Here is a 20529-nt window from a genome sequence, read left to right as displayed (position 1 = left end):
TCCTATACAGCCAATCCACTGTTCAGGAGGATGACTGTGTAGGATGATCTGATCGTCTGATGCAGTAGCGTTCTATCATTTCCTTCAAGGTATCGAATCGTATCGGCTTACTAATGAAATCCCTCATACCTGCCTGCATACACCGCTCTCGGTCATCGGACAGCACATTGGCAGTCATTGCCAAAATAGCCGGTTGGTCCTCAGCTGGAAGCTCCTCTATTATTCGGTGAGCCGCTTCCAAACCATCCATCTCCGGCATTTGAATATCCATCAGGATCAGATCATAGCGTTTGCCCTTAGCCATCTCCAGCGCTTGCTTGCCATCCTCGGCGAGATCCGCAGTGAATCCGAGCTTCTCTAGCAGTCGCAATGAAAGCTTCTGATTAATGACATTGTCCTCTGCCACCAGAATGCGACACTGCTCTCTGGAGATTGACTCCACAACAATGGGTTCATCATTTGGTTCCCTGTCATTCTGCTGCTCTGCAAAGAACAACCTGCGAGAATTAGCATCCTCAGCATCCTCATTGATCACCCTAGCGGAGTCTAAAAAGTGTTGCGATGTCTGATGAGCTTTCACACGGATGGTGAACATAAAGGTTGCCCCTTTGCCTTTATCCGTGTCTACGCGTATAGTCCCTCCCATCAGCTCGATCAGATTTTTGCAAATCGCCAGACCAAGCCCCGTTCCTCCATACTTGCGGGTCATGGAGGAATCCAGTTGTGAGAAGGGCTCGAACAGGAACGGAAGCTTCTCCTTCGGAATCCCGACTCCGGTATCCTTGACCGAGAAGCCGATCATCATTGAAGAGCCATAGTCTGCAATCAGCTTCACATGAACGTCAATGCCGCCTTCATTCGTAAATTTCACCGCATTGCCAACTAAATTAATCAATATCTGACGCAGCTTGGTAATATCCCCTTCAATGAATTCCGGCAGCAGGGGATCTGTATAATAGTTCATTCTCAAATTGAGATCTTTGGATTTTGCCGTGAATAATTCAAATGTTTCCACGATACACGTCTTTAATAGAAAGGGTACTTCCTCAAGCTCCATCTTGCCGGATTCAATTTTCGAATAATCCAGAATATCATTAATTACCGACAACAAAGCTTCCCCACTCTTGTAAATAATGTCCGCATATTCACTCTGCTCCTCCGTCAGCTCCGTATCCTTCAGCAGCGTGGTCATGCCCAGCACGCCATTCATTGGCGTACGGATTTCATGACTGACCATAGCAAGAAATTCCGTCTTGGCACGGGAAGCGATCTCTGCTGTCTCCTTCGCAGCAACAATCTCTTGCTCATACTGCTTGCGCTGTGTAATATCGCTGATTGTGCAGGCATAGATCTGCTCCTCATCCACCATGGCCTTGCCAATCTGGATTTCTGCGTCGAAGGAACTGCCGTCCTTGCGCTGCGGCAAGACTTCCGTCAGCTTCCCAGAGGTCAGCGCTTCCGGCACATTGGCTTCCTGGCTATAGTCAATATGAAGGAAGGAGGGGATCAGCATCGTAATATTTTTCCCTGCAACCTCGTCTTCCTTGTAATAGAACATTCGCTCGAGAGCCGGATTAACCGTGAGGATCATACCGTTCTCATCAAAGGTAATCATCGTGTCAATAGAGGTCTCCCGAACGACACGGGCTTGCGCTTCCGTCTTGCTAAGCTTGTAAGCGGTGCGCATGAGCTCCTTGTTCATCTTCTCCAATTCCTTGGTCTTCTGATGAAGCAGCTCGGTTTGCAATTGCAGCTTCTTGTTGCTCACATACAAGCTGACGAAGCCTTCTATCTTCGTTCGAAGAATTTGGGGAACAAAGGGCTTAAGCATATAATCAATCGCACCTACGGAATAGCCGGTGTAAAAATGCTCGGTTTCATTTCTGGTCGCCGAGATAAAAATAATGGGAATCTCCTTGGTCTTCTCCCGCGATTTAATGAGACGCGCGGTCTCGAAGCCATCCATTCCAGGCATCTGGACATCCAATACAATGACAGCATAATCATTTTTGAGCAGGCTTCGAAGCGCTTCCTCGCCCGACAAACATTTGATTAAATGATAGTTTTTGTTATCCAGTACCGCTTCCAGAGCCAGTAGATTATCCGGATTATCATCAACCAATAATATATTAATGGGGGTCTCCATCGTATTCATCCGCCGTTCAACTGCCTTTCACATTATCTTACCTTGCGGTACAGTCGGTTCAGATTATCAAGTTCCTCATAAGCGTTCGCATGCCGGGTGAAATTAATCGACTCTTTGGTTCCGAGCACAAGCATGCCGAATATGTTCAAGCTGTCGTAAAGCAGCCCATGAACATGATCCTGCAGCTGCTTGTTGAAGTAGATCATCACATTGCGGCAAAAGATAACATTGAACTCATTGAACGAGCTGTCCGTAACCAGATTGTGCTGCGCAAATACAATATTTCGCTTCAGCTCTGTTTGAAAGATAACGGAATCATATTTAGCCGTATAATATTGCGAGAATGAAGAGCGCCCCCCCGATTCCTGATAATTGCGGGTGTACTGCTTCATTTTGTCGATCGGAAAGACGCCCTCCTTCGCAATCTTCAAGACATCCGCATTGGTATCTGTCGCATAAATTCGCGATTTCTCGTAAAGTCCTTCTTCTTGCAGCAAAATGGCCATAGAATACACCTCTTCCCCTGTCGAGCATCCGGCATGCCAGATGCGAATGAAGGGATAGGTGCGGAGGACGGGAACCACGTTCTCACGGAATGACTTGAATATTTCCGGATCCCTAAACATTTCCGTTACATGAATGGTCATATCCGACAACAGCCGATCCATGCAAGAATGGTCATGCAGAATTCTCTCCATCAATCCCGAGACGGTAGACAGCCGCTCAGCATGAACTCGGTGCCAGATTCTCCTCCGCACCGACGCATAGGCATAATTGCGAAAATCATAGCCATACAGCCGAAATACCGCCTCCAGCAGCATCTCGATCTCAATCCGTTCCCGTTCCTCTTCTTGTTTCTTATCCAGCTTATTTATACAACCACACCCTCATCAAGGACAACAATTGCTCGGTGTTGATTGGCTTGGCGATATAATCGGATGCTCCGGCTTCGATGCATTTGTCCCGGTCGTCCTTCATCGCCTTCGCGGTCACAGCTATGATCGGCAGCTTGTCGTATTTCGACATCAAGCGTATTTCCCGCATCGCTTCATAACCATCCATCTCCGGCATCATAACATCCATTAATACTAAATCTATATTTGAATTCTGCTCCAGCTGACTCAATGCTTCCTTCCCATTCTCGGCAAAGGTAATATTCATCTTGTAGCTCTCCAGTACGCTAGAGAGAGCAAACACGTTGCGGATATCGTCATCGACGATAAGAATGTTCTTGCCTTCAAAGATCGTCTCGATACTGTGCAGCTTGCGCAGCATATTGCGTTTGTCTTCCGGCATATTGGCTTCTACACGATGCAGGAACAGCGTCGTCTCATCCAATAAGCGCTCCGGCGACTTCACGTCCTTGATGATGATCGTGCCCGCATATTTCTTCAGCCGCAGCTCTTCCTTCACATCCAGGTCTCTGCCGGTATAGATGATAATGGGAAGATCCTGAATATCCTCATCATTGCGAATCTCGTCAAGCAGCTCGAAGCCGGAAATATCCGGAAGACCCAGATCAAGCACCATACAATCAAATCGATGCTCCTTCAGCAGATCCAGCGCTTCTCTGCCCGTAGATACTGCGGTGATCAGAATATCGTCGTAGCCGATCAGCTCCACGATGCTGTTGCGCTGAGCCGCGTCATCCTCAACGATCAGCAGCCGCTTGAGATTGTGCTCCAGGAAGAATTCGATCTGAGTAAACACCTTATCCAGGCTGTCCTTGTCCATCGGCTTCTTCAGGTAAGCAATCGCGCCCATAGACAGACCATGCTGAATATCATCCACCACGGTAATGACGTGCACCGGGATATGCCGGGTCTCTGAATGATGCTTGAGCTGATTCAGCACTGTCCAGCCGTCAATGACCGGCAATTGGATATCCAGCAGGATCGCATCGGGATGATAGGTCCTGGCATAGGACAAGCCCTTATCGCCTTGCAGCGCCACAATGCCTTTGAAGCCGCGCGAGCGGGCAATATCCAGCAGTACTTTCGCGAAGCTCACATCGTCTTCGATAATGAGCACAACCCGATCCGTTGGCTCAATCCGGTTCGCATCGTCCTCAATTACAGGCTGAGAGCGGCTTGAAACATGAAGACTATCTTCGAAATTGTCTGGCTTCTGCGCCGAGGAGGCTACCTCCTGAAAAGCCGTTGCCTTGAGAATGTTATCGTGCAGCTCGCGTGAGGACTGTTCGCCTGTGACATGGAACTCCGGCAGATAGAGCGTGAAGGTGCTTCCGCTGCCTTCCACGCTCTCCAGCTTAATCGTTCCTCCTAGAAGAGCCGCCAGCTCTCGGCTGATGGCAAGCCCCAGGCCTGTCCCGCCATAGATACGGCTGGTCGTGCCATCCGCCTGCTGAAAAGCTTCGAAAATAAGCTGCTGTTTCTCTTTCGGAATTCCAATCCCTGTATCCTTCACTTCAAAAGCAATGATCGCGTTGTTGTGTTCCGGCAAATCCCATTCACCTGGGCGGGCGTTGCGTATCGTTAATTCAACCGAGCCCTGCTCGGTGAACTTGAAGGCATTAGACAATAAATTTTTCAGAATTTGCTTCACACGGTGGCTGTCCGTATAGATCTCTTCCGGCAGTCCTGTCTCAAGCTTCGTCTCAAAGGTCACATCCTTCTGCAGACTGATTGGCGTAAAGTTCCGGCGGCAGTATAGATCCAGCTCTTCCAGCGGTACGTGCTCGGTCACCATATCCATTTTTCCTGCGCTAATCTTGGACAAATCGAGAATTTCATCGATCAGCTTCAGCAAGTCGTTGCCTGACGAATAGATTGTGCCTGCAAATTCAACCTGCTTGCCTGATAAATTGCCTTCCTTGTTGTCCATCAGCATCTGCGAGAGAATCAACAGGCTGTTAAGCGGCGTCCGCAGCTCATGTGACATGTTGGTCAAAAATTCCGATTTGTATTTAGAGGAGAGCGCCAGCTGAACGGTCTGCTTCTCAAGTGTGGCCCTCGTCTTCTCGATCTGCTCATTCTTCTGTTCAGTCTGCTTCATTTGCAGCTCAAGCATATGAGTTTTCTGTAAAAGCTCCTCATTGCTCTGTTCCAGTTCTTCCTGCTGACTCTGCAGCATCTCCTCCGATTTCTTCAACTGCTTCGTCTGATGCTCCAGCCTCTCATTGGATCGTCGCAGCTCATCCTGTTGCGACAGCAGCTCCTCGGATTGGGCCTGCAGCTCTTCACCCAATGCCTGCGACTCGCGCAGCAGCTCTTCCACCTTCATTCGTCCGAAAAGATTTTTCAGCACAATACCAAGGCTGTCAGCTGTTGCTTCCAGCAGTTTGCGCTCCAGCGCTGTGAACTTCCGGATGGAGGCCAGCTCGATTACGGCAAGCATCTGCTCCTGATATTTTACCGGCACGAGCAGCAGGTACTGAGGTACAATATCGCCTATCCCCGATTGTACTCTGATGTAATCCTCCGGAATCTCATTCAGTAAAATAACTTGACCATCCTGCGCGCATTCTCCTACCAGCCCTTGTCCAAATACGAACTGCTTATCAAAGTTATTCTCTTCTTCAAATGCAAATGCTCCTTTAAGCTTCAAGAAGTTCTTCTCGCCAAAGCCTTCTCTAACATAAACTGCGCCGAACTGCGCACCCGCAAGCGGCGTCATCGCACGGACGAAGGTCCGACTCAAGCTGTTAAGATCATTGTCGCTCTGAATGTCCATCATAATTGCAGCAAGGTTGGACTTGACCCAGGAATCATCCTCCATCCGTTTATTGTATACCAGCTCTCGTTCAGCCTTCTTCTCCAAATCCTCCGCTAAACCGTTGAAGACCTTCGCCACTTCACCAAATTCATCTTTTCGAATATTCATAATACGTGTATAGGCATCCACAGTGCCTTGCGCAAAGCCCTTAATCATCACCGAGATGCTCTCCAGCCCGTCCCCTAGACTTCGCATATTCCACAGCATGGCCCCGATTCCAATTAACAGCCCAAAAAACGTAGCAATGTTCATAATCATCATCGTGGAGCGATTATCATCAAGCGATTGCTGCAGAGAGCGATCCATTGCTTTGCGGTGAAAATCCGCCAGTTGATTAGCGCTGCTGATCAGCTCTTGATGATATCCCAGTCCTTCCTCTTGGCGAAGCGAAATAGCTTCTTCGGACTTGCCCTGCTTAATCAGTTCGATGGCTTCCGCCGCATAGGCCACGTACTTTTCCCCCGTGCTCGTCACGCGGCCCAGCACTTGATCCTCGATCTCCGAATCGGATTGCGCTTTCAATTCTTCAAACGTTGCAGCAGCGGTTTTAGCCGCTTCTGTCATGATTGGCATGTATCGATCCAGGTTCTCCTGAGTCGGCACGATCAGCACACTGGATATGCCGTCTGCCATCACATTGATTTTCCCTCTGACTTCATATGACTTTAGCATTTTCTCATAGCGTTCATCTTGAATATTCTCCAGCTGTTTAGATTGAGCAGCCAAGTTTGTAATCCCGGAGGCAGCCAGGATCAGCAGCACCGTCATCAGGATGGTATAGCCAATAATAAACTTCGTCTTGATCTTCATCGTCTGCTCCTCACCCATTATCAGCAAATTTAACTCCCATAACCGTTCAAATCATAACTTAGACTGCCAGCGATTGTCACTTGAATCCCACTCACCGTAATGGGTATTTAAACACAAACAGAAGACAAGCTTCATTAAGAAAACTTGTCTTCGTTTATATGAAAATTCGCCATCACCACAGTATCCAATACTTGTAAATAGACGTCGCATCTGAAGTGAAAGCATCGATTTGAAGCTTCTTTATTCCTCTGCTTATTCTATTACCCTAGTAGTCATTATTTGAAACAGCTATTTTCAAAATTAATTTATCAAATGGAAATCACATGAAATTACCCCTTCGCAGATAAAAATATCCCCCTCTCGCTCAGAGATATATACCCCTGAGGGGCTATGAAATGGGATGTACTGAAATTTATTTGCGTCTTAAAATTTAATAGACAGCACAATCAGCATCAAACAGCTACAGCCTGAATCATTATTACTATAAGGGGGATTATGGAAAATGTTAAAACGTTCTAAAATGCTCATGGCTCTATCGATGGTAATGATGCTGCTCCTGGCCGCTTGCAGCGGCGGGAACAATAGCGGAAACGAAGCTAACAACAGCAATGCAACCAACGCACCATCCGCAACGAACGAAGCTCCTCCTGAGAAAGAAGCCGATCCTGTATCGCTGCGCGTGTTCTCTACCTTCGGCGGAACGGATGCCGCAAGAGACGCATTCCAAGCCGCGATCGACGATTTCAAGGCTCAATATCCGAATGTAACGGTTGAAAATGATGTCATGTCCGCGAATGACGACGGCTTCAGAACGAAGGTGAACACGGACATGAATAGCGGCAACGAGCCTGATCTTCTGTTCTACTTTGTCGGCGCTGATGCGGAAGGCTTCGTCAATGCCGGCAAGGTCGTACCGATGAACGAGCTGCTGGAAGCGGATCAGGAATGGAAAAACGGTTTCCTTCCGGACGCGCTTGAGCTGACAAGACAGAAAGATGGCAACATTTACGCAATTCCATTAACCGGTTTTTATGAAGGACTGTTTGTAAATAAAGCACTGTTCGAAAAGTATAATCTGGAATTGCCTACAGACTGGGAGAAGATGAAAACTGCAGTCAAGACGTTTGCAGACAACGGCGTCATTCCGCTCTCCGCACCGTTCGACCAATCGCACTATCTGATCGAGCATTTCGTGCTTGCTGCTGCAGGCCCTGAAGGCCAGAACAAAGGCTTGCTGGAAGGTATTGATCCGAACTGGGAAAAGGGCCTTGCCGGCATGAAGGAGCTTTACGATCTAGGCGCATTCCCTCAAGATGCGGCTACAATCGATCTTTCGATGGCTGCGAACTACTACTCCGAAGGTCTTGCAGCTATGATTCTTGAAGGCTCATGGGCCATCGGCGGCATGTCCGATGGTGTGAAGGAAACAACGACCGTATTGCCTTTCCCAGCGATTCCTGGCGGAGCAGGCAGCGGCACGGACATTGTAGGCGGCTTCGGAACGGGCTTCTACATGGCACAAAAAACGTTTGATGATACTTCCAAGAAGGATATGGCTATAGCTCTTCTTAAGCATTTAACTTCACCGGCATCCATTCAGAAAATTGCTTCAGCTAACGGCGGTACTCCTGCTGCTGACGTAGAAGCGACAGGTCTTGCGCAAGTGGCCCTGGACGGCTTCGCAATGGCCGCTAAAGCGGCATCCATCAGCGCACCTGTAGACAGTAAGGTTCATCAAGAAACATTCACTACGATCCGTGCGAGCATTCAAGCTGTTGTAAAGGGCGAGAAAACGCCGGCTCAAGCGCTTGAGGAAGCCCAAAAAATCGAGCAAACCAATAAACAATAAAAACAAGATTTGAACACACCGTCTGAAGCTCGCCGCCCCTCTGGTCTCACGGGCGGCGAATTCATTTCGGCAGCATAAGAAAAAATTTAACACCAAAGGTGATTGTATGAAGGGTGATAAGAAGTATATCGTTTTGTTTTTGCTTCCGGCAGCCGTAATGATGTCTATATTCGTGTATTATCCTTTTTTCAAAAGCTTCTATTTGAGTTTTTACAGGACGTCCGGCTTTTTCGAGAAAAAATATGTCGGGTTCGCGAACTATGAACGGATGTTTACGGACAGCATGCTGGGCGCAGCATCGTTGAACACACTGGAGATTATGCTGTACGTAATCGTTTTTCAGGTTGGCATTGCATTGATCCTCGCCGTGATGGTCGACAGCATCAAATGGGGAAAAGCTTTTTTCCGGACCGTATTTTTTTTCCCGATCGTCATATCCGGCGCTGCCATTTCCTTATTGTTCGTACTCATATACAACTTTCAATTCGGCTTGCTGAATGGGGCCTTGTCCAATCTGGGCTACGAGAAGATATTGTGGCTAAGCGAGTCCAGCGCTCTGCGCGCGGTTGCGGTTCCAACAGTGTGGCACTATGTCGGCTTCTACTTCATCCTGTTTCTAACGGCGATGTCTAAGATTCCTTCCGATTTCTACGAAGCGGCAAAGCTTGAAGGCATTACCGGAATCAAGAAGACGCTTTATCTGACGATTCCGCTCATTATAAGCGATATAAAGGTTGTTCTGATTTTGGCAATTACCGGTACGTTGAAGGTATTCGACTTTATTTGGATTCTGGCAAGAGGGCAGAATGACACCGAGGTGCTCGGGACCTACATGTACAAAAAAGCGCTGGTCGATCTAAACTTCGGATATGGTTCCACTATAGCGGTGTACATTGTCGTGTTTGGCGTCGTATTATCCCTTATTACCAACCGCTTGCTGAAAAAAGAAGAGATCTCATACTAAGCTGTTACAGGGGTGTAAGGAAATGCAGCAAATCAAAATAAGAGCGCCTAAGGCTCAAAAACCCACATCTGAAAAAAGAGTCGGAATCAGCACGATATTTACGTATGCTTGCTTGATACTGTGGTCTCTCACAACGATTTATCCTTTATTTTGGATTGTGAATAACTCGTTCAAGGTGTCCAGAGATGTCATGAACAACTCGTTCAAGCTCGCGACGGAGCCTGTGATGACTAATTATACAACAGCATTTGACCGGATCAATATTGGCAGCAGCTATATCAACAGCCTAATCATGTCCGGAAGCGCTGTGCTGCTCGTCTTGATAATCGGGGGCTTGGCCGCCTATGTTATCGCCAGATTTCAATTCCGCGGCCGTTCGGCGGTCTATTCGATTCTCGTGGCAAGCCTGCTGATTCCGTCATTCGCTACGGTTGTGCCTGTTTATGAAATTCTGATTAAATGGAATTTGGTTAATACGTACTGGGGATTGATTTTGCCTCATACCGCGGGTAATCTGACCTTTGCTATCTTAGTTATTGCGGGGTATATGGCTACAATACCGAAGGAGCTGGAGGAAGCCGCTTTTATCGACGGCTGTAATCGTGCCAATATGTTTACCCGTATATTTCTGCCGATCGCAAGACCGGTGTTCGCATCTGCCAGCATCTTCGTCTTCTTATGGTCCTATAACGATTTGTTCTCCGCCTTAATCTTCGTGAATAAGGAAAGCGTAAGACCGATTGTCGCTTTGCTGAACGAGATCAGCTCACAGTATGGAACGGACTTTGGGCTTATGGCCAGCGCCGTATCCCTTACGGTTATACCTGTACTTATTATTTATCTGTTCATTCAACGCTTTATTGAGAAGGGCATGACAGAGGGCGCTATTAAAGGCTAAGCGTAAGCAAGCCATACAAAGGGGCGTTCCCGCCAGGCCTGATCAGACCTGGCGGGAACGCCCCTTCTTAACAGCTATTCACACAAATTGAGCGTACCTTGCAGGCAGCGCTCTGCGCTGGTCCTATGCACCACTACCAAGCGTTTACGCCCAGCTTATCCATCGTCTCCCGAATGAAGGCCGGCTCATCCTCCGGCGTGCGGGATGTAATGAGATTGCGGTCAACGACAACCTCCTTGTCCACGAACTTCCCTCCTGCCGCTTCAACCTCAGAGGAAATACCTGGATAGGATGTAAGTGTTCTCCCTTTCAACAGACCCGCTGCCGCTAAAATTTGCGGACCATGACAAATGGCTGCGATCGTTATGCCGGCTTCGTCCGCCTCACGCACGAAAGCTTGCACATCAGCATTATTCATAAGGTGGCTAGGAGATTTCCCCCCAGGAATAATCACTGCGGAATAGTCATCTGCATTCGCCTCTTTGATTCCCATATGCGATTTATAGGACACGGTCCCTTTCTTGCCCTTCAATTCCTCATTGCTGCTTAAGCTAATAATAACGGTCTCATGACCATTTTTCACCATTTCATCAAATGGATTCTTCATCTCGGAATCCTCAAAGCCGTCTGCCAGCAGAAAAGCTACCTTCTTTGCCTTCGTCATACTTTGCTCACTCCTCTCGTTATTCAAACCACAAATTATTATACCCCGATTGAGTGATTTTGACGCAATGCGCTGTCGTCCGATAGGATCAATGAAGAGCCTTTCGGAGAGCCCATTCGATTAAACGCCACGGCAGACACTTTTTCATGAGGAAAATCATCCGTGCATCTCTGCCGCAGGTATAACGGAGCTTAGGCCTGCGCGACTTGCTAATCTTCACGATCGTATTCGCGACATGAATCGGATCAGGCGCATTTTCTTCGGACTTTTTATTGAATTGATTGAATCGATTGATCATCGCTTGATAGGGCGAATGGGGTTGGCTATGGTAAACATGCTTAGCAGATATTCCGGTATCATAGGTTCCCGGCTGAACGAGCACGACCGGAATGTTGAACGAAAGCAGCTCTAGCCGGAGCGCCTCACTGAAGCCTTCCATCGCAAACTTGGATGCCGAGTAAGGTCCCGTATTAGAAAAACCTATGATTCCTGCACCGCTGCTGATGTTAATCATCTTCCCCTGTCCCTGCTTGCGCATATGCGGCAGAACGGCCTTTGTAACGGATACCATGCCAAAAAAGTTCGTCTCAAACTGCGCACGCCAATCCTCCATCGGTATTTCCTCGACGACGCCCATTACAGCATAACCCGCATTATTGACCAATACGTCAATCCGTCCCCAGCGCTGAATAACCTCTCCTACAGCAGTCTCCACCTGAGAGGAAATCGTTACATCTAGCTGCATCGTTTCAATGTTGTTCAATACGCCGGCCTCAGCTGCTTTCGTCAGCAGTGCTTCCTTCTTGCTTATGCTTCGCATCGTGGCAATGACGTGATAGCCTTCCTTCGCCAAGCCGATAGCTGTCAATAGTCCAAATCCGCTGGAAGCCCCTGTAATAAAAGCAATAGGATATTTCGTTTGTGCTGCAGTATCCATCAACTTCGTTAACTTCATGCTGCTCATCTCCCTTTGCAACCAAGTATACCCCTTGACGATACGTCAAGAGCAAGCGTTTTTTTCTTTTGTAAAATGGACGAATATTACAGAAAATAAATTGAACACATACAACTACTAGAGTAGGCGATGACAGACTCTGATCCTGCCAAGCTGCAACAAGAAAAGGCTGCAACCGATCATTTGACCGGCTGCAGCCTTTGTATTATCATGCTGCTATTCCATTGCGCGGAAGCGATACACCTTGCTCGCATAATCACCATGGAACTGCGGCACTGCCAGTCCCGCGTATAACAGCTCGTCGCCGCCGAATACGGACTCCTGGCCTTCAAGCTTGTAATCCCGCTTCGGGTCAAGACCTTTCAGCCGGAAGCGGTTCAGCTTCGGATTCGGCTCCTGAAGAACGGATACATAAACGACAAACGCCTCTGCTTGATCCTTGGAGACGAACATCCATGCCGTTTCATTGCCCTCGAAGGGACTAAGCAAGCGGTAGAAATCACCGAATTGAACCAGATGACGCACTTCCTTATACAGCGCAACCTGGGCTTTGACTGTCTCCTTCTCCTCATCCGTAAAGCGGGTCAGATCGAGCTCATAGCCGAAGTTACCGGACAAGGCGACGTTGCCGCGCGTCTCAAGCGTTGTAATCCGGCCAACCTGATGGTTCGGCACAGCCGACACATGCGCGCCCATAGCGCTTACCGGATAGACGATGCTGGTCCCGTATTGAATTTTGAGCCGGGATACCGCATCCGTATTATCGCTCGTCCACGTTTGCGGCATGTAATACAGCATACCTGCGTCGAATCGGCCTCCGCCGCCGGAACAGCTCTCGAACAGCACATGAGGGAATGCTGACGTGATTCTCTCGAGCACATCGTATAGGCCGAGCATATAGCGATGCGCCGTTTCCCGCTGGCGCTCCGGAGGAAGCAGCGCCGAGCCGATCTCCGTCATATTCCGGTTCATATCCCACTTCACGTAAGTAATCGGCGCGCTCAATAAAATATCCGATACCGACTGCACAATGTAGTCCTGAACATCCTTGCGCGACAAATCGAGGATGAGCTGGCGTCTCGCCTGTGTGCGCCTGCGCCCCTCGACATGCAGGCACCAATCCGGATGAGCACGGTACAGCTCACTTTCCGGCGAGATCATTTCCGGCTCGAACCATAGCCCAAACTGCATATCCAGCCGCTTAACCCGGCTGACCAGATCCTCCAAGCCGCTTGGCAGCTTGCTCCGGTCCACGAACCAGTCGCCGAGCGAGGTCGTATCATCGTCACGCTTGCCGAACCAGCCGTCATCGAGCACGAACAGCTCAATGCCAAGCTCCTGGCCGGTCCGGGCGATCGCTTCGATTTTGTCCGCATTGAAATTGAAATAAGTCGCTTCCCAGTTATTTACGAGAATCGGACGCGTCTGATCGCGGAATGTTCCTCGTATCAAGCGGGAGCGATAGAGATCATGAAAGCTGTGCGACATTCCGCCGAGCCCGTGCTCGGAATGCACCATAACCGCTTCCGGCGTCTGGAACTGTTCGCCCGCCTCAAGCCTCCAATTAAAATCGAAAGGATTAATGCCGATGAACAAACGCGCGGTATGAAATTGATCGACCTCTACGCCTGCTGCAAAACTGCCGCTGTATACGAGATTCACCCCATATACGTCGCCATGGTCCTCAGTCGCGCCCTCCGACAGCAAAGCTACAAACGGATTTTGCATATGGCTGCTCGAGCCTCTGCGGCTTTCGACCGATTGCATGCCAGGCTCCAGCTTGCGTTTATGAATATAGCGCTCGCGCGTCCACGCCCCTGAAAGCTGAAGCATGTCAAACCTGTCATGCGCGAAATCAAGACTTAAGCTGAATGCCCTCTGCAATTGCAGCACGGCATCTCCGTTATTGATATACCTGGCGGAGCGCGTAATCGCGTCAAAAGCTTCAAAAGCGGTATAGGACAGGACAACGGTCAATCCCGTAAGCCCATCTCTCAATATCAGCTCCAGCGTCTGCGCCTCATCGTCGCTTTCCGTATAGGTTGCAGGAAGTCCCGGAAGCCCGGGCTTGCCGTTAATAATGTTGTGCGACTCATAACGCAAGTCGGTTACGGTCGTCCCGTTTGGAAGCATCACTTGATAGGCCGGCATGCGGAAATCGGAATTGCCGTAGCCCGGATATTCCTGCGGCAGCGTATCGAGCGATAGCTCCAGCTGATCAAGCTCGGTGCTCGGCGTAAAGGAGGCCCGCTCCTTCAGCTCCAGCAGCCGATCAAGCTGGGTACCGCGGATTTTTTTTCCCCAATATAAATGCGCGGGATAGCCTGTTTTCGTAATATGAATCACATAACTCGTATCGCGAGCCTGCAAATGAAATATGGAACGCTGCTGATCAAAAAATATGGCCAAAATAAACGCCTCCTGATTTCTTTATCATTTATAACACTAGAGCACTGTACTACCGCTGCTTTCCCTGACGACTAAGGTGGTATTGAGCGTCATATGAACGGCTGCCTCTCTGCCTTCAATCCGCTCAAGCAGCAGTTGTACCGCCGCTCTGCCCATATGCTCTGTATGCGCACGAACGGTTGTCAGCGGCGGTGTCAAGAAAGCCGATATTTCGATGTCGTCAAAACCGACGATTGCCATTTCCTGAGGCACCTTCACACCATGCTCATGAAGGGCCCGCAGGGCCCCGACCGCCATCGGATCGCTTCCGATAAAACACGCCGTCGGCCGTGTATCCAGCTGCAGCAGCCGCTTCATCGACTCGTACCCTCCGTTCGAGGACCAATCCGCCTGCATAACAAACCGTTCTTCATAGATTCCGAGTCTCCCCAGCTCCTTCTCAAAGTAAAAACGGCGAGGCTCGCTGCCGGCAATATCCTCTTCCTGCCGATTAAGCCGGTGAATGTAGTCATTTCCGCCTATGTAGCCGATCCGATCATGTCCCAGCTGCCTGAGATGGGCTATAACCGCATGCGTAGCCTGCTCAAAATGCAGTTTCACCGTATCAAACTCATCCAGCTCATTCGAGTGATTTACAAATACGATCCGATTAGACCGCTCGTAAAGCGCACCGACATCGCAGTCATCAATTGAGCCCACCACAATTAAGCCGTCCAGCTCGTGAAACGGCTGCAGCTCCGCACGGCTGTTCCCGCGCAGCACCTTCGATATGCTGATTCCAAGCTCCTCGCAGCGCAGCTCGACGCCTCTACGAATCGAGGAGAAATAAGGATCGCTATACTCATCCTCCAGCGTTAACCACATCAACAAGCCGATTTGCTGGCGCGAGAGTTCTTCTTCCTTCTTCAATCTTCGCAATCTCGCAGGCTTATATTGAAGCTGCTCGGCAATACTAAATATGCGTACTCTCGTCTCCTCGCTGACGGCCAGCGTAGCATCATTGTTCAGCACACGCGATACGGTAGCCGCCGACACGCCCGCCTCAAGCGCAATATCTTTTATGGTCGCCATTCCACTCTCCATGTTTAGTTAATAATTTTACTAAATAATAACAGTGTATCAGACAGCTGAAACTCATACAAGATAAAAGATTTATCGAGCCGGAGACGATTGTCCACGACGAGTCCTGTCATTTTGCAACACCGTAAGGCAAAAAATATATTTTTCTGAAAATAAAAAAACGTCTCCTCCTGCCCAAAAGGAGGGACGTAATATTGATCAACTGCCAACGGCATGGTGCTCCATAAAAATTTGTACGAAAAGGGGGCCGGCACCGGCGGGCTGTACAGATAGCCCTGCATGTCGTCACAATTGTGCTCGCGAATAATGCGCGGCTCCTCCTCTCGCATTCTATACTTGATTCTGCTTTTCTTTGGTTTGCTGCTTCCCGTCGTCTTCGCCCGCCCGATCGTGATCCTCCAGGCGATGCGGACGTTTTCCTTTTGAGCCGTGCAGGCGGTAGAGCTCCTCGCGCAGCTGCTCCCCCGTCTTGCCTTCTGTCTTGATGCCATGCTCTTCGGCAATTTTCCGCAGATGCTGCAGCCGCTTTACTTTATACTCCGCCTTGAATGCTTCCCATCTGTCTTTATTCGCCAGCTTCGCAGCCTCTACTTCCTTCTTCAACTGCTCGGCTGACTTGCCGTCCGTTTGGATCCCGAAGTATGCCGCAATCTCCTTCAGCTTCTGGAGTCGGTACGCTTCGAAATCCTTACGCGTCATTTTACCCTTATGATGCTTGTCCAAACTGTCCTCATCTGATGGTTTCGGGTGCTGCACGACGTATAAGGCTTCGCGTAAATCCGTTTCCGGCTGAGTCGCCAAAACGGGGGAAGCCGTGAACAGTACTGTTAGCACCGTAAGCGCTGCAACCGCCGCACACCAATTTCGTAACATCTGCTGTCACACCTTTCTATTGCGTCTTCGTGCAGAGGCGCTGGCCTCATCTGGATTATTTTACCCATGCAGCTGCGCGAATAGACATGCTGTCAGCAAAATTCGACACTGACCTGCGGTGCGGCCTTTATTTGTCTTGCCGTTATTTCAGCTCCGCAAGCCCCGCTTTCTCCACCAGCATAAGCTCCCGCAGCAGCCACTCCTTAGAGAAACGCTCTCCAATAAATACGGCTACATCATTCACAGGGCCTTGCGGCTCGATCTTCATCAAGTCCGATTCCCTATATGCATATTGAAACAAAAACCGGCTTCTCGTGTCGCTAAAAGTTACGATCCCTTTCGCCCGGTAGACGTTATCCGGCAGCCGGTTCAGCAGCGCCTCAAAATCCTCGCTGTTCACAGGATTGCGCCAATAATGAGTAACAGCCATGACATGATCATGGCTATGATGATGACCGGCGCCGCTTTGCCCAAGACTCTCAGGCTCATCGCCGCCAGGAGCATGAGCCACCCTATGCTGGAGCGCTCGAGTCCCGTCATCCTCCAATAGACTCCAGTCATCTATCGCACAGCGTACGGTAGCGATAATCCGGGCATGGGCATTCAGCTCCCGCAGCTGCTGCTGCGACTCGACAAGCTGCTCCGGCTCCAGCTTATCCACCTTATTGAGCAGTAAAATCGAAGCGCAGCGAATTTGCTCTTGCATCAGCTTAAAGGTGCGGCCCTTGCCGGTTCGGCCGCGTTCCAGCAGCTCCGGTCCATCCACGACAGTGATGACGCTGTGAAGGTCTACCGGCTTATACATGGCCGCTTCCAATACCCCATCAAGCGTCTCCATCGGATTGGCTGCGCCTGTCGACTCAATAAAAATAACATCGGGCTGATGCTGATCTATAAGCATGCTTATTTCCATTCCCAAATCACCGCGTATCGTGCAGCAGATGCAGCCGCTCAGCATTTCCGCCATCGGCACCGCATTGCCCAGCAGCTGTCCGTCCAGATTAATATCGCCCAGCTCATTCATAATAACGGCCGGCTTCTTCCCGCTCGCTTTATAGTAATCAAGCAGCCGCTGAAGTAGAGTCGTCTTGCCGCTTCCCAGAAATCCCGACAGCAGATGCACCGGGATAATTTGTTGTGTCTTATTCATCGCGTATTCTCCTATATGTACATCTATTAAGCAGCTTGCTGCTTGTTTCTATTATATCGTAACTATTACGTTCATTCATCACAAAAATCCCCAAGCGCGCTCGGGGATTTTGTGAGTGCTCATTTAAAAAAGTGGAAACGCAATTGTTCCAATCTACAAGTAAGCTTCGTTCAAGTTTACCACCATGAACGGGATACGATGACAAGCAGAATGAAAAGGACCAAAATAACACCCAGGCTTGGGAATATTCCGCCTCCGCATGGTCCAGTTCCGACACCTGCCACCGGATAAGGCGCGCAGTTTCCTGCAGCAACTCCTGCCACCGGATTAGGTCCGTAGTTTCCTCCGCCGGCTCCAGCTACTCCATAGCTCATTTTTTCAACTCCTTTGTGTAAAGGTACATCTTATCTTATGTTTCAGGGATAAATGCGTATGGGCAATAAGGTAAAATACGCACGCGCCTAACAGCGCTCTCATTCGGCTTCGATAACATTGAGGGCGCTGCCCGACTCGCGGAGGCAGCCAGGCGGCAAGGGACTGAGCTGGAGGTTCGGCCAGTTCTTAAATGGATGAGAGAAGAAGGTCTCACCACGGCCATTCCTTTCCCGACCAATCCATCATCATTAAACGGTCGTCCGCTTCTCTCGGCTCAACAAAAAAACGCACGGCCGCTTCCGCCACTTCGTCAGCTTCCAACTCCCCGTCCTCATTCTTGACTCCGGACATATACGTTTTCATCCACCCCGGATGAAAGAGCCGGAAGGTGTAGCCTTGCGGCCGCAGCTGCTCGTACAGACGCAATGCTCCCATATTAAGCGCTGCCTTCGACATGCAATACCCATACCATGCCCGGCGTTCGCAACGTTCGATGCTGCCCGCCTCGGACGAGACGATGCACTGCCGCTTCATGGAGCCTGCATCCGTCAAGAACAGGAATGCTTCGGTCACACGAAGCATTCCCACGGCGTTAACATTATACATTCTCATCATATCTTCATAATCCAGCCCGCCAACAATGTCCAGATCCTTGAGCCGAGTCGATACGGCTGCATTGTGAATAACAAGATCGACGGCATCAGTCTCCTTCGCAGCAAGCTTCGCGGCTTCTCTCACAGAAATGTCGGAGCCGATATCGAGCGGGACAACGACTGTCCGGTCCGGGTAGCAAGCGGCTAATTCTGTCAGCTGATGCCAATCCTCCAAGTAACGGCCTGCAATGACGCGCCAGCCTTTCATCAGCAGTTGCGCCGACAATGACAGCCCCAAGCCCCGATCCGCTCCGGTTACGAATGCCGTGTACATGCCTGTTCACCTTCCTTACTGCTTTTGTACGAAACCAAGGGAATCGTTCGAGATGATGTTATTCCGCTATGAATAGTTTTAACGCCTCCTGATCGGCAAAGTCGGACAAGCGGCGGCATACCGTTCTAGCCAGTTCATCCTCCGGCATTGCATTCTCCCTCTCCATGTCCATCAGCGCAATTCTGAAAGTATACCCCTCGCTGAACAATGCATTGGACATTATTTTAATCGACATTTGTCTCGCTGCAAGTGACATATCGTACCCGATATGCCGGGCCCCTCTTGGTTCGGTCACGCTACCGCGCACATCGGACAGAAATCCGATTCGTTTGCATCCTCCGGTCATGTGAGGCAAGAGCGCTTCAATCGCGCGCAGCGGCGCCAGCGCATTGTAGTCGTACATCTCCATCACATCGCGGCTATCGATTCCGTCCCGCAGCCGAGATTCCTTTCGCCTGTAGAAGCAACACACCGCCATATCGATCCGCTCCATCACTTCGCTTGCTTTCATGGCCATCTCTTGGACGGATTGTTCCTCAAGCGGATCGAACCGTATCCGATGCTTACTATCGACTTGCGAAGCCAACCCGCTGCCGGTCATGGCGGCCAGTACCACTCTGCCTTCGTCCAGCCATATCCGGCACATCCTGTCCGCGAACGAGTGATCGGCTCCTATAACGATTACATTCTTCCCCTCCACTCCGCCTGTCTCCCTTCAATCGTCCAAACAGATTACTTACCATCTCCTCCATTAATCGGCAGCCAATCCAGAACGAGGCGAATCTGCTCATCCCAATAATTCCATTCATGTCCTCTGCCCTCGTCGACCGAATAGGTCAGATCAAGCCGTCCATTGAATTGCCGGTAGAAGCTCTCGTTCATGCCGAAATTATGATCCAAAGTCCCGCAGGCTTGATAAAATTTCGGCAACGTCACGCCCGCTCGCAAATGATTCTCAAGCACATATGCGAGATCGTTTCCGCTACCCTTATATTCCGATGCGGAGCCGAACGTATAATGCGCCATTTGCAGCATCATTTGGTTTTGAATAGTAGGCGAAGGGCCAAGCCGGTCGCACTGGTCGAGACTGCCGGACAAGCTTGCCACGGCCGCGAACCGGCCAGGGCAACGTATACCAAGCTTGAAGGCACCGTAGCCGCCCATAGACAAGCCTGCCGCAAACGTATCCTCTCGCCGGTCCGACGCATGGAACAGCCCCTTGACGACTGCGGGCAACTCTTCGGTCAAATAAGTGAAATACGGAAAGCCGAATTTCTGATCGGCATAAAAGCTGTATTGTACCGACGGCATAACGACGATGATGTCCTTGTCTGCCGCATACCGCTCGATCGAACTGAATCGGTGCCAGCTCGTGTGGTTGTCGGACCCGCCATGCAGCAGGTACAGCACTGGATAAGCGGCTGGCCTTCCACTTTCTTCCGCCTCACCACGAGCCGTGTTTATCGGATTAGGCCGCACGGGCGCTATGACTTGAATGGTGCTGGCAAGCGACAGCGTATTGGAATAGAACTCCACTTGCATAAAAGCCATATTCCTCTTCCCCTTTCGATTAGAACCCGATCCGCCCGCACCTACGAAACCTAGCAGCAAGCCCGCGCCAAACATCGACAAAAATATGCCCAATAACACGAATGAGTCCATCGCCCTCTGATTCACCCTCTTAGAAGCACGGA

Annotated in this window: 16 protein-coding genes; 3 read left to right on the top strand and 13 right to left on the bottom strand. The window is 49.9% G+C overall.

The features are described 5' to 3' along the window. Positions 1-22 precede the first annotated feature (22 nt). From ACO9K6_RS17455 to ACO9K6_RS17445, 3 genes are read right to left on the bottom strand one after another with little or no spacing between them, the layout of a single operon-like run. Positions 23-2155 carry a response regulator gene (locus ACO9K6_RS17455; protein ID WP_424768829.1) on the bottom strand — a complete coding sequence of 711 codons (2133 nt, stop codon included), beginning with the start codon at positions 2153-2155 and terminating at the stop codon, positions 23-25. Between the two features lie 23 nt (positions 2156-2178). After that, on the bottom strand, positions 2179-2967 hold the full coding sequence (locus tag ACO9K6_RS17450; RefSeq protein ID WP_424768828.1) for a CheR family methyltransferase: 789 nt from the start codon (positions 2965-2967) through the stop codon (positions 2179-2181). 46 nt (positions 2968-3013) lie between these two features. Further along, positions 3014-6709, bottom strand: coding sequence for a response regulator (locus ACO9K6_RS17445; protein ID WP_424768862.1), 3696 nt, complete (start codon positions 6707-6709; stop codon positions 3014-3016). Positions 6710-7193: 484 nt separating this feature from the next. Here ACO9K6_RS17445 and ACO9K6_RS17440 point away from each other — a divergent pair, with 484 nt between their 5' ends. The 3 genes from ACO9K6_RS17440 (at position 7194) to ACO9K6_RS17430 (ending at position 10402) form a co-directional block, all read left to right on the top strand. Further along, a complete protein-coding gene (locus tag ACO9K6_RS17440; protein ID WP_424768827.1) occupies positions 7194-8540 on the top strand; it encodes an ABC transporter substrate-binding protein in 1347 nt (448 codons plus the stop codon). 106 nt (positions 8541-8646) lie between these two features. Then, entirely contained in the window at positions 8647-9504 is an 858-nt protein-coding gene (locus ACO9K6_RS17435) for a carbohydrate ABC transporter permease (protein WP_424768826.1), read from the top strand. A gap of 22 nt (positions 9505-9526) precedes the next feature. Further along, positions 9527-10402, top strand: coding sequence for a carbohydrate ABC transporter permease (locus ACO9K6_RS17430; RefSeq protein WP_424768825.1), 876 nt, complete (start codon positions 9527-9529; stop codon positions 10400-10402). Between the two features lie 133 nt (positions 10403-10535). Here the strand turns inward: ACO9K6_RS17430 and ACO9K6_RS17425 are convergent, their stop codons facing one another. From ACO9K6_RS17425 to ACO9K6_RS17380, 10 genes are all read right to left on the bottom strand, one after another. Next, positions 10536-11066 carry a type 1 glutamine amidotransferase domain-containing protein gene (locus ACO9K6_RS17425; protein ID WP_424768824.1) on the bottom strand — a complete coding sequence of 177 codons (531 nt, stop codon included), beginning with the start codon at positions 11064-11066 and terminating at the stop codon, positions 10536-10538. An 88-nt stretch (positions 11067-11154) separates the two neighbouring features. Then, positions 11155-12021 carry an SDR family oxidoreductase gene (locus ACO9K6_RS17420; protein WP_424768823.1) on the bottom strand — a complete coding sequence of 289 codons (867 nt, stop codon included), beginning with the start codon at positions 12019-12021 and terminating at the stop codon, positions 11155-11157. Positions 12022-12237: 216 nt separating this feature from the next. Continuing rightward, on the bottom strand, positions 12238-14430 hold the full coding sequence (locus tag ACO9K6_RS17415) for an alpha-galactosidase (RefSeq protein WP_424768822.1): 2193 nt from the start codon (positions 14428-14430) through the stop codon (positions 12238-12240). Between the two features lie 36 nt (positions 14431-14466). Beyond that, the gene (locus ACO9K6_RS17410; protein WP_424768821.1) at positions 14467-15501 is read right to left on the bottom strand and encodes a LacI family DNA-binding transcriptional regulator; all 1035 of its coding nucleotides are present in this window, start codon (positions 15499-15501) and stop codon (positions 14467-14469) included. Positions 15502-15840: 339 nt separating this feature from the next. Next, positions 15841-16383: a hypothetical protein gene (locus ACO9K6_RS17405; protein ID WP_424768820.1), complete on the bottom strand. Its 543-nt coding sequence runs from the start codon at positions 16381-16383 to the stop codon at positions 15841-15843. A gap of 142 nt (positions 16384-16525) precedes the next feature. Next, positions 16526-17533 (bottom strand): CobW family GTP-binding protein, encoded by a 1008-nt coding sequence (locus tag ACO9K6_RS17400; protein ID WP_424768819.1) that lies wholly within the window; start codon positions 17531-17533, stop codon positions 16526-16528. 176 nt (positions 17534-17709) lie between these two features. After that, entirely contained in the window at positions 17710-17817 is a 108-nt protein-coding gene (locus ACO9K6_RS17395) for a sporulation protein YjcZ (RefSeq protein ID WP_424768861.1), read from the bottom strand. Positions 17818-18118: 301 nt separating this feature from the next. Continuing rightward, on the bottom strand, positions 18119-18835 hold the full coding sequence (locus tag ACO9K6_RS17390) for an SDR family NAD(P)-dependent oxidoreductase (RefSeq protein ID WP_424768818.1): 717 nt from the start codon (positions 18833-18835) through the stop codon (positions 18119-18121). Positions 18836-18893: 58 nt separating this feature from the next. Then, positions 18894-19535: a hypothetical protein gene (locus ACO9K6_RS17385; protein ID WP_424768817.1), complete on the bottom strand. Its 642-nt coding sequence runs from the start codon at positions 19533-19535 to the stop codon at positions 18894-18896. Positions 19536-19567: 32 nt separating this feature from the next. Then, complete coding sequence (locus ACO9K6_RS17380) at positions 19568-20497, bottom strand: alpha/beta hydrolase (RefSeq protein WP_424768816.1); 930 nt, start codon at positions 20495-20497, stop codon at positions 19568-19570. Positions 20498-20529: the final 32 nt, after the last annotated feature.

Source organism: Paenibacillus praedii (genome assembly GCF_049725345.1).
In the GTDB taxonomy this organism is placed as follows: Bacteria; Bacillota; Bacilli; order Paenibacillales; family Paenibacillaceae; genus Pristimantibacillus.
The sequence above is the reverse complement of the archived record's forward strand: the minus strand, read 5'-3'. Positions and strand labels throughout refer to the sequence as shown.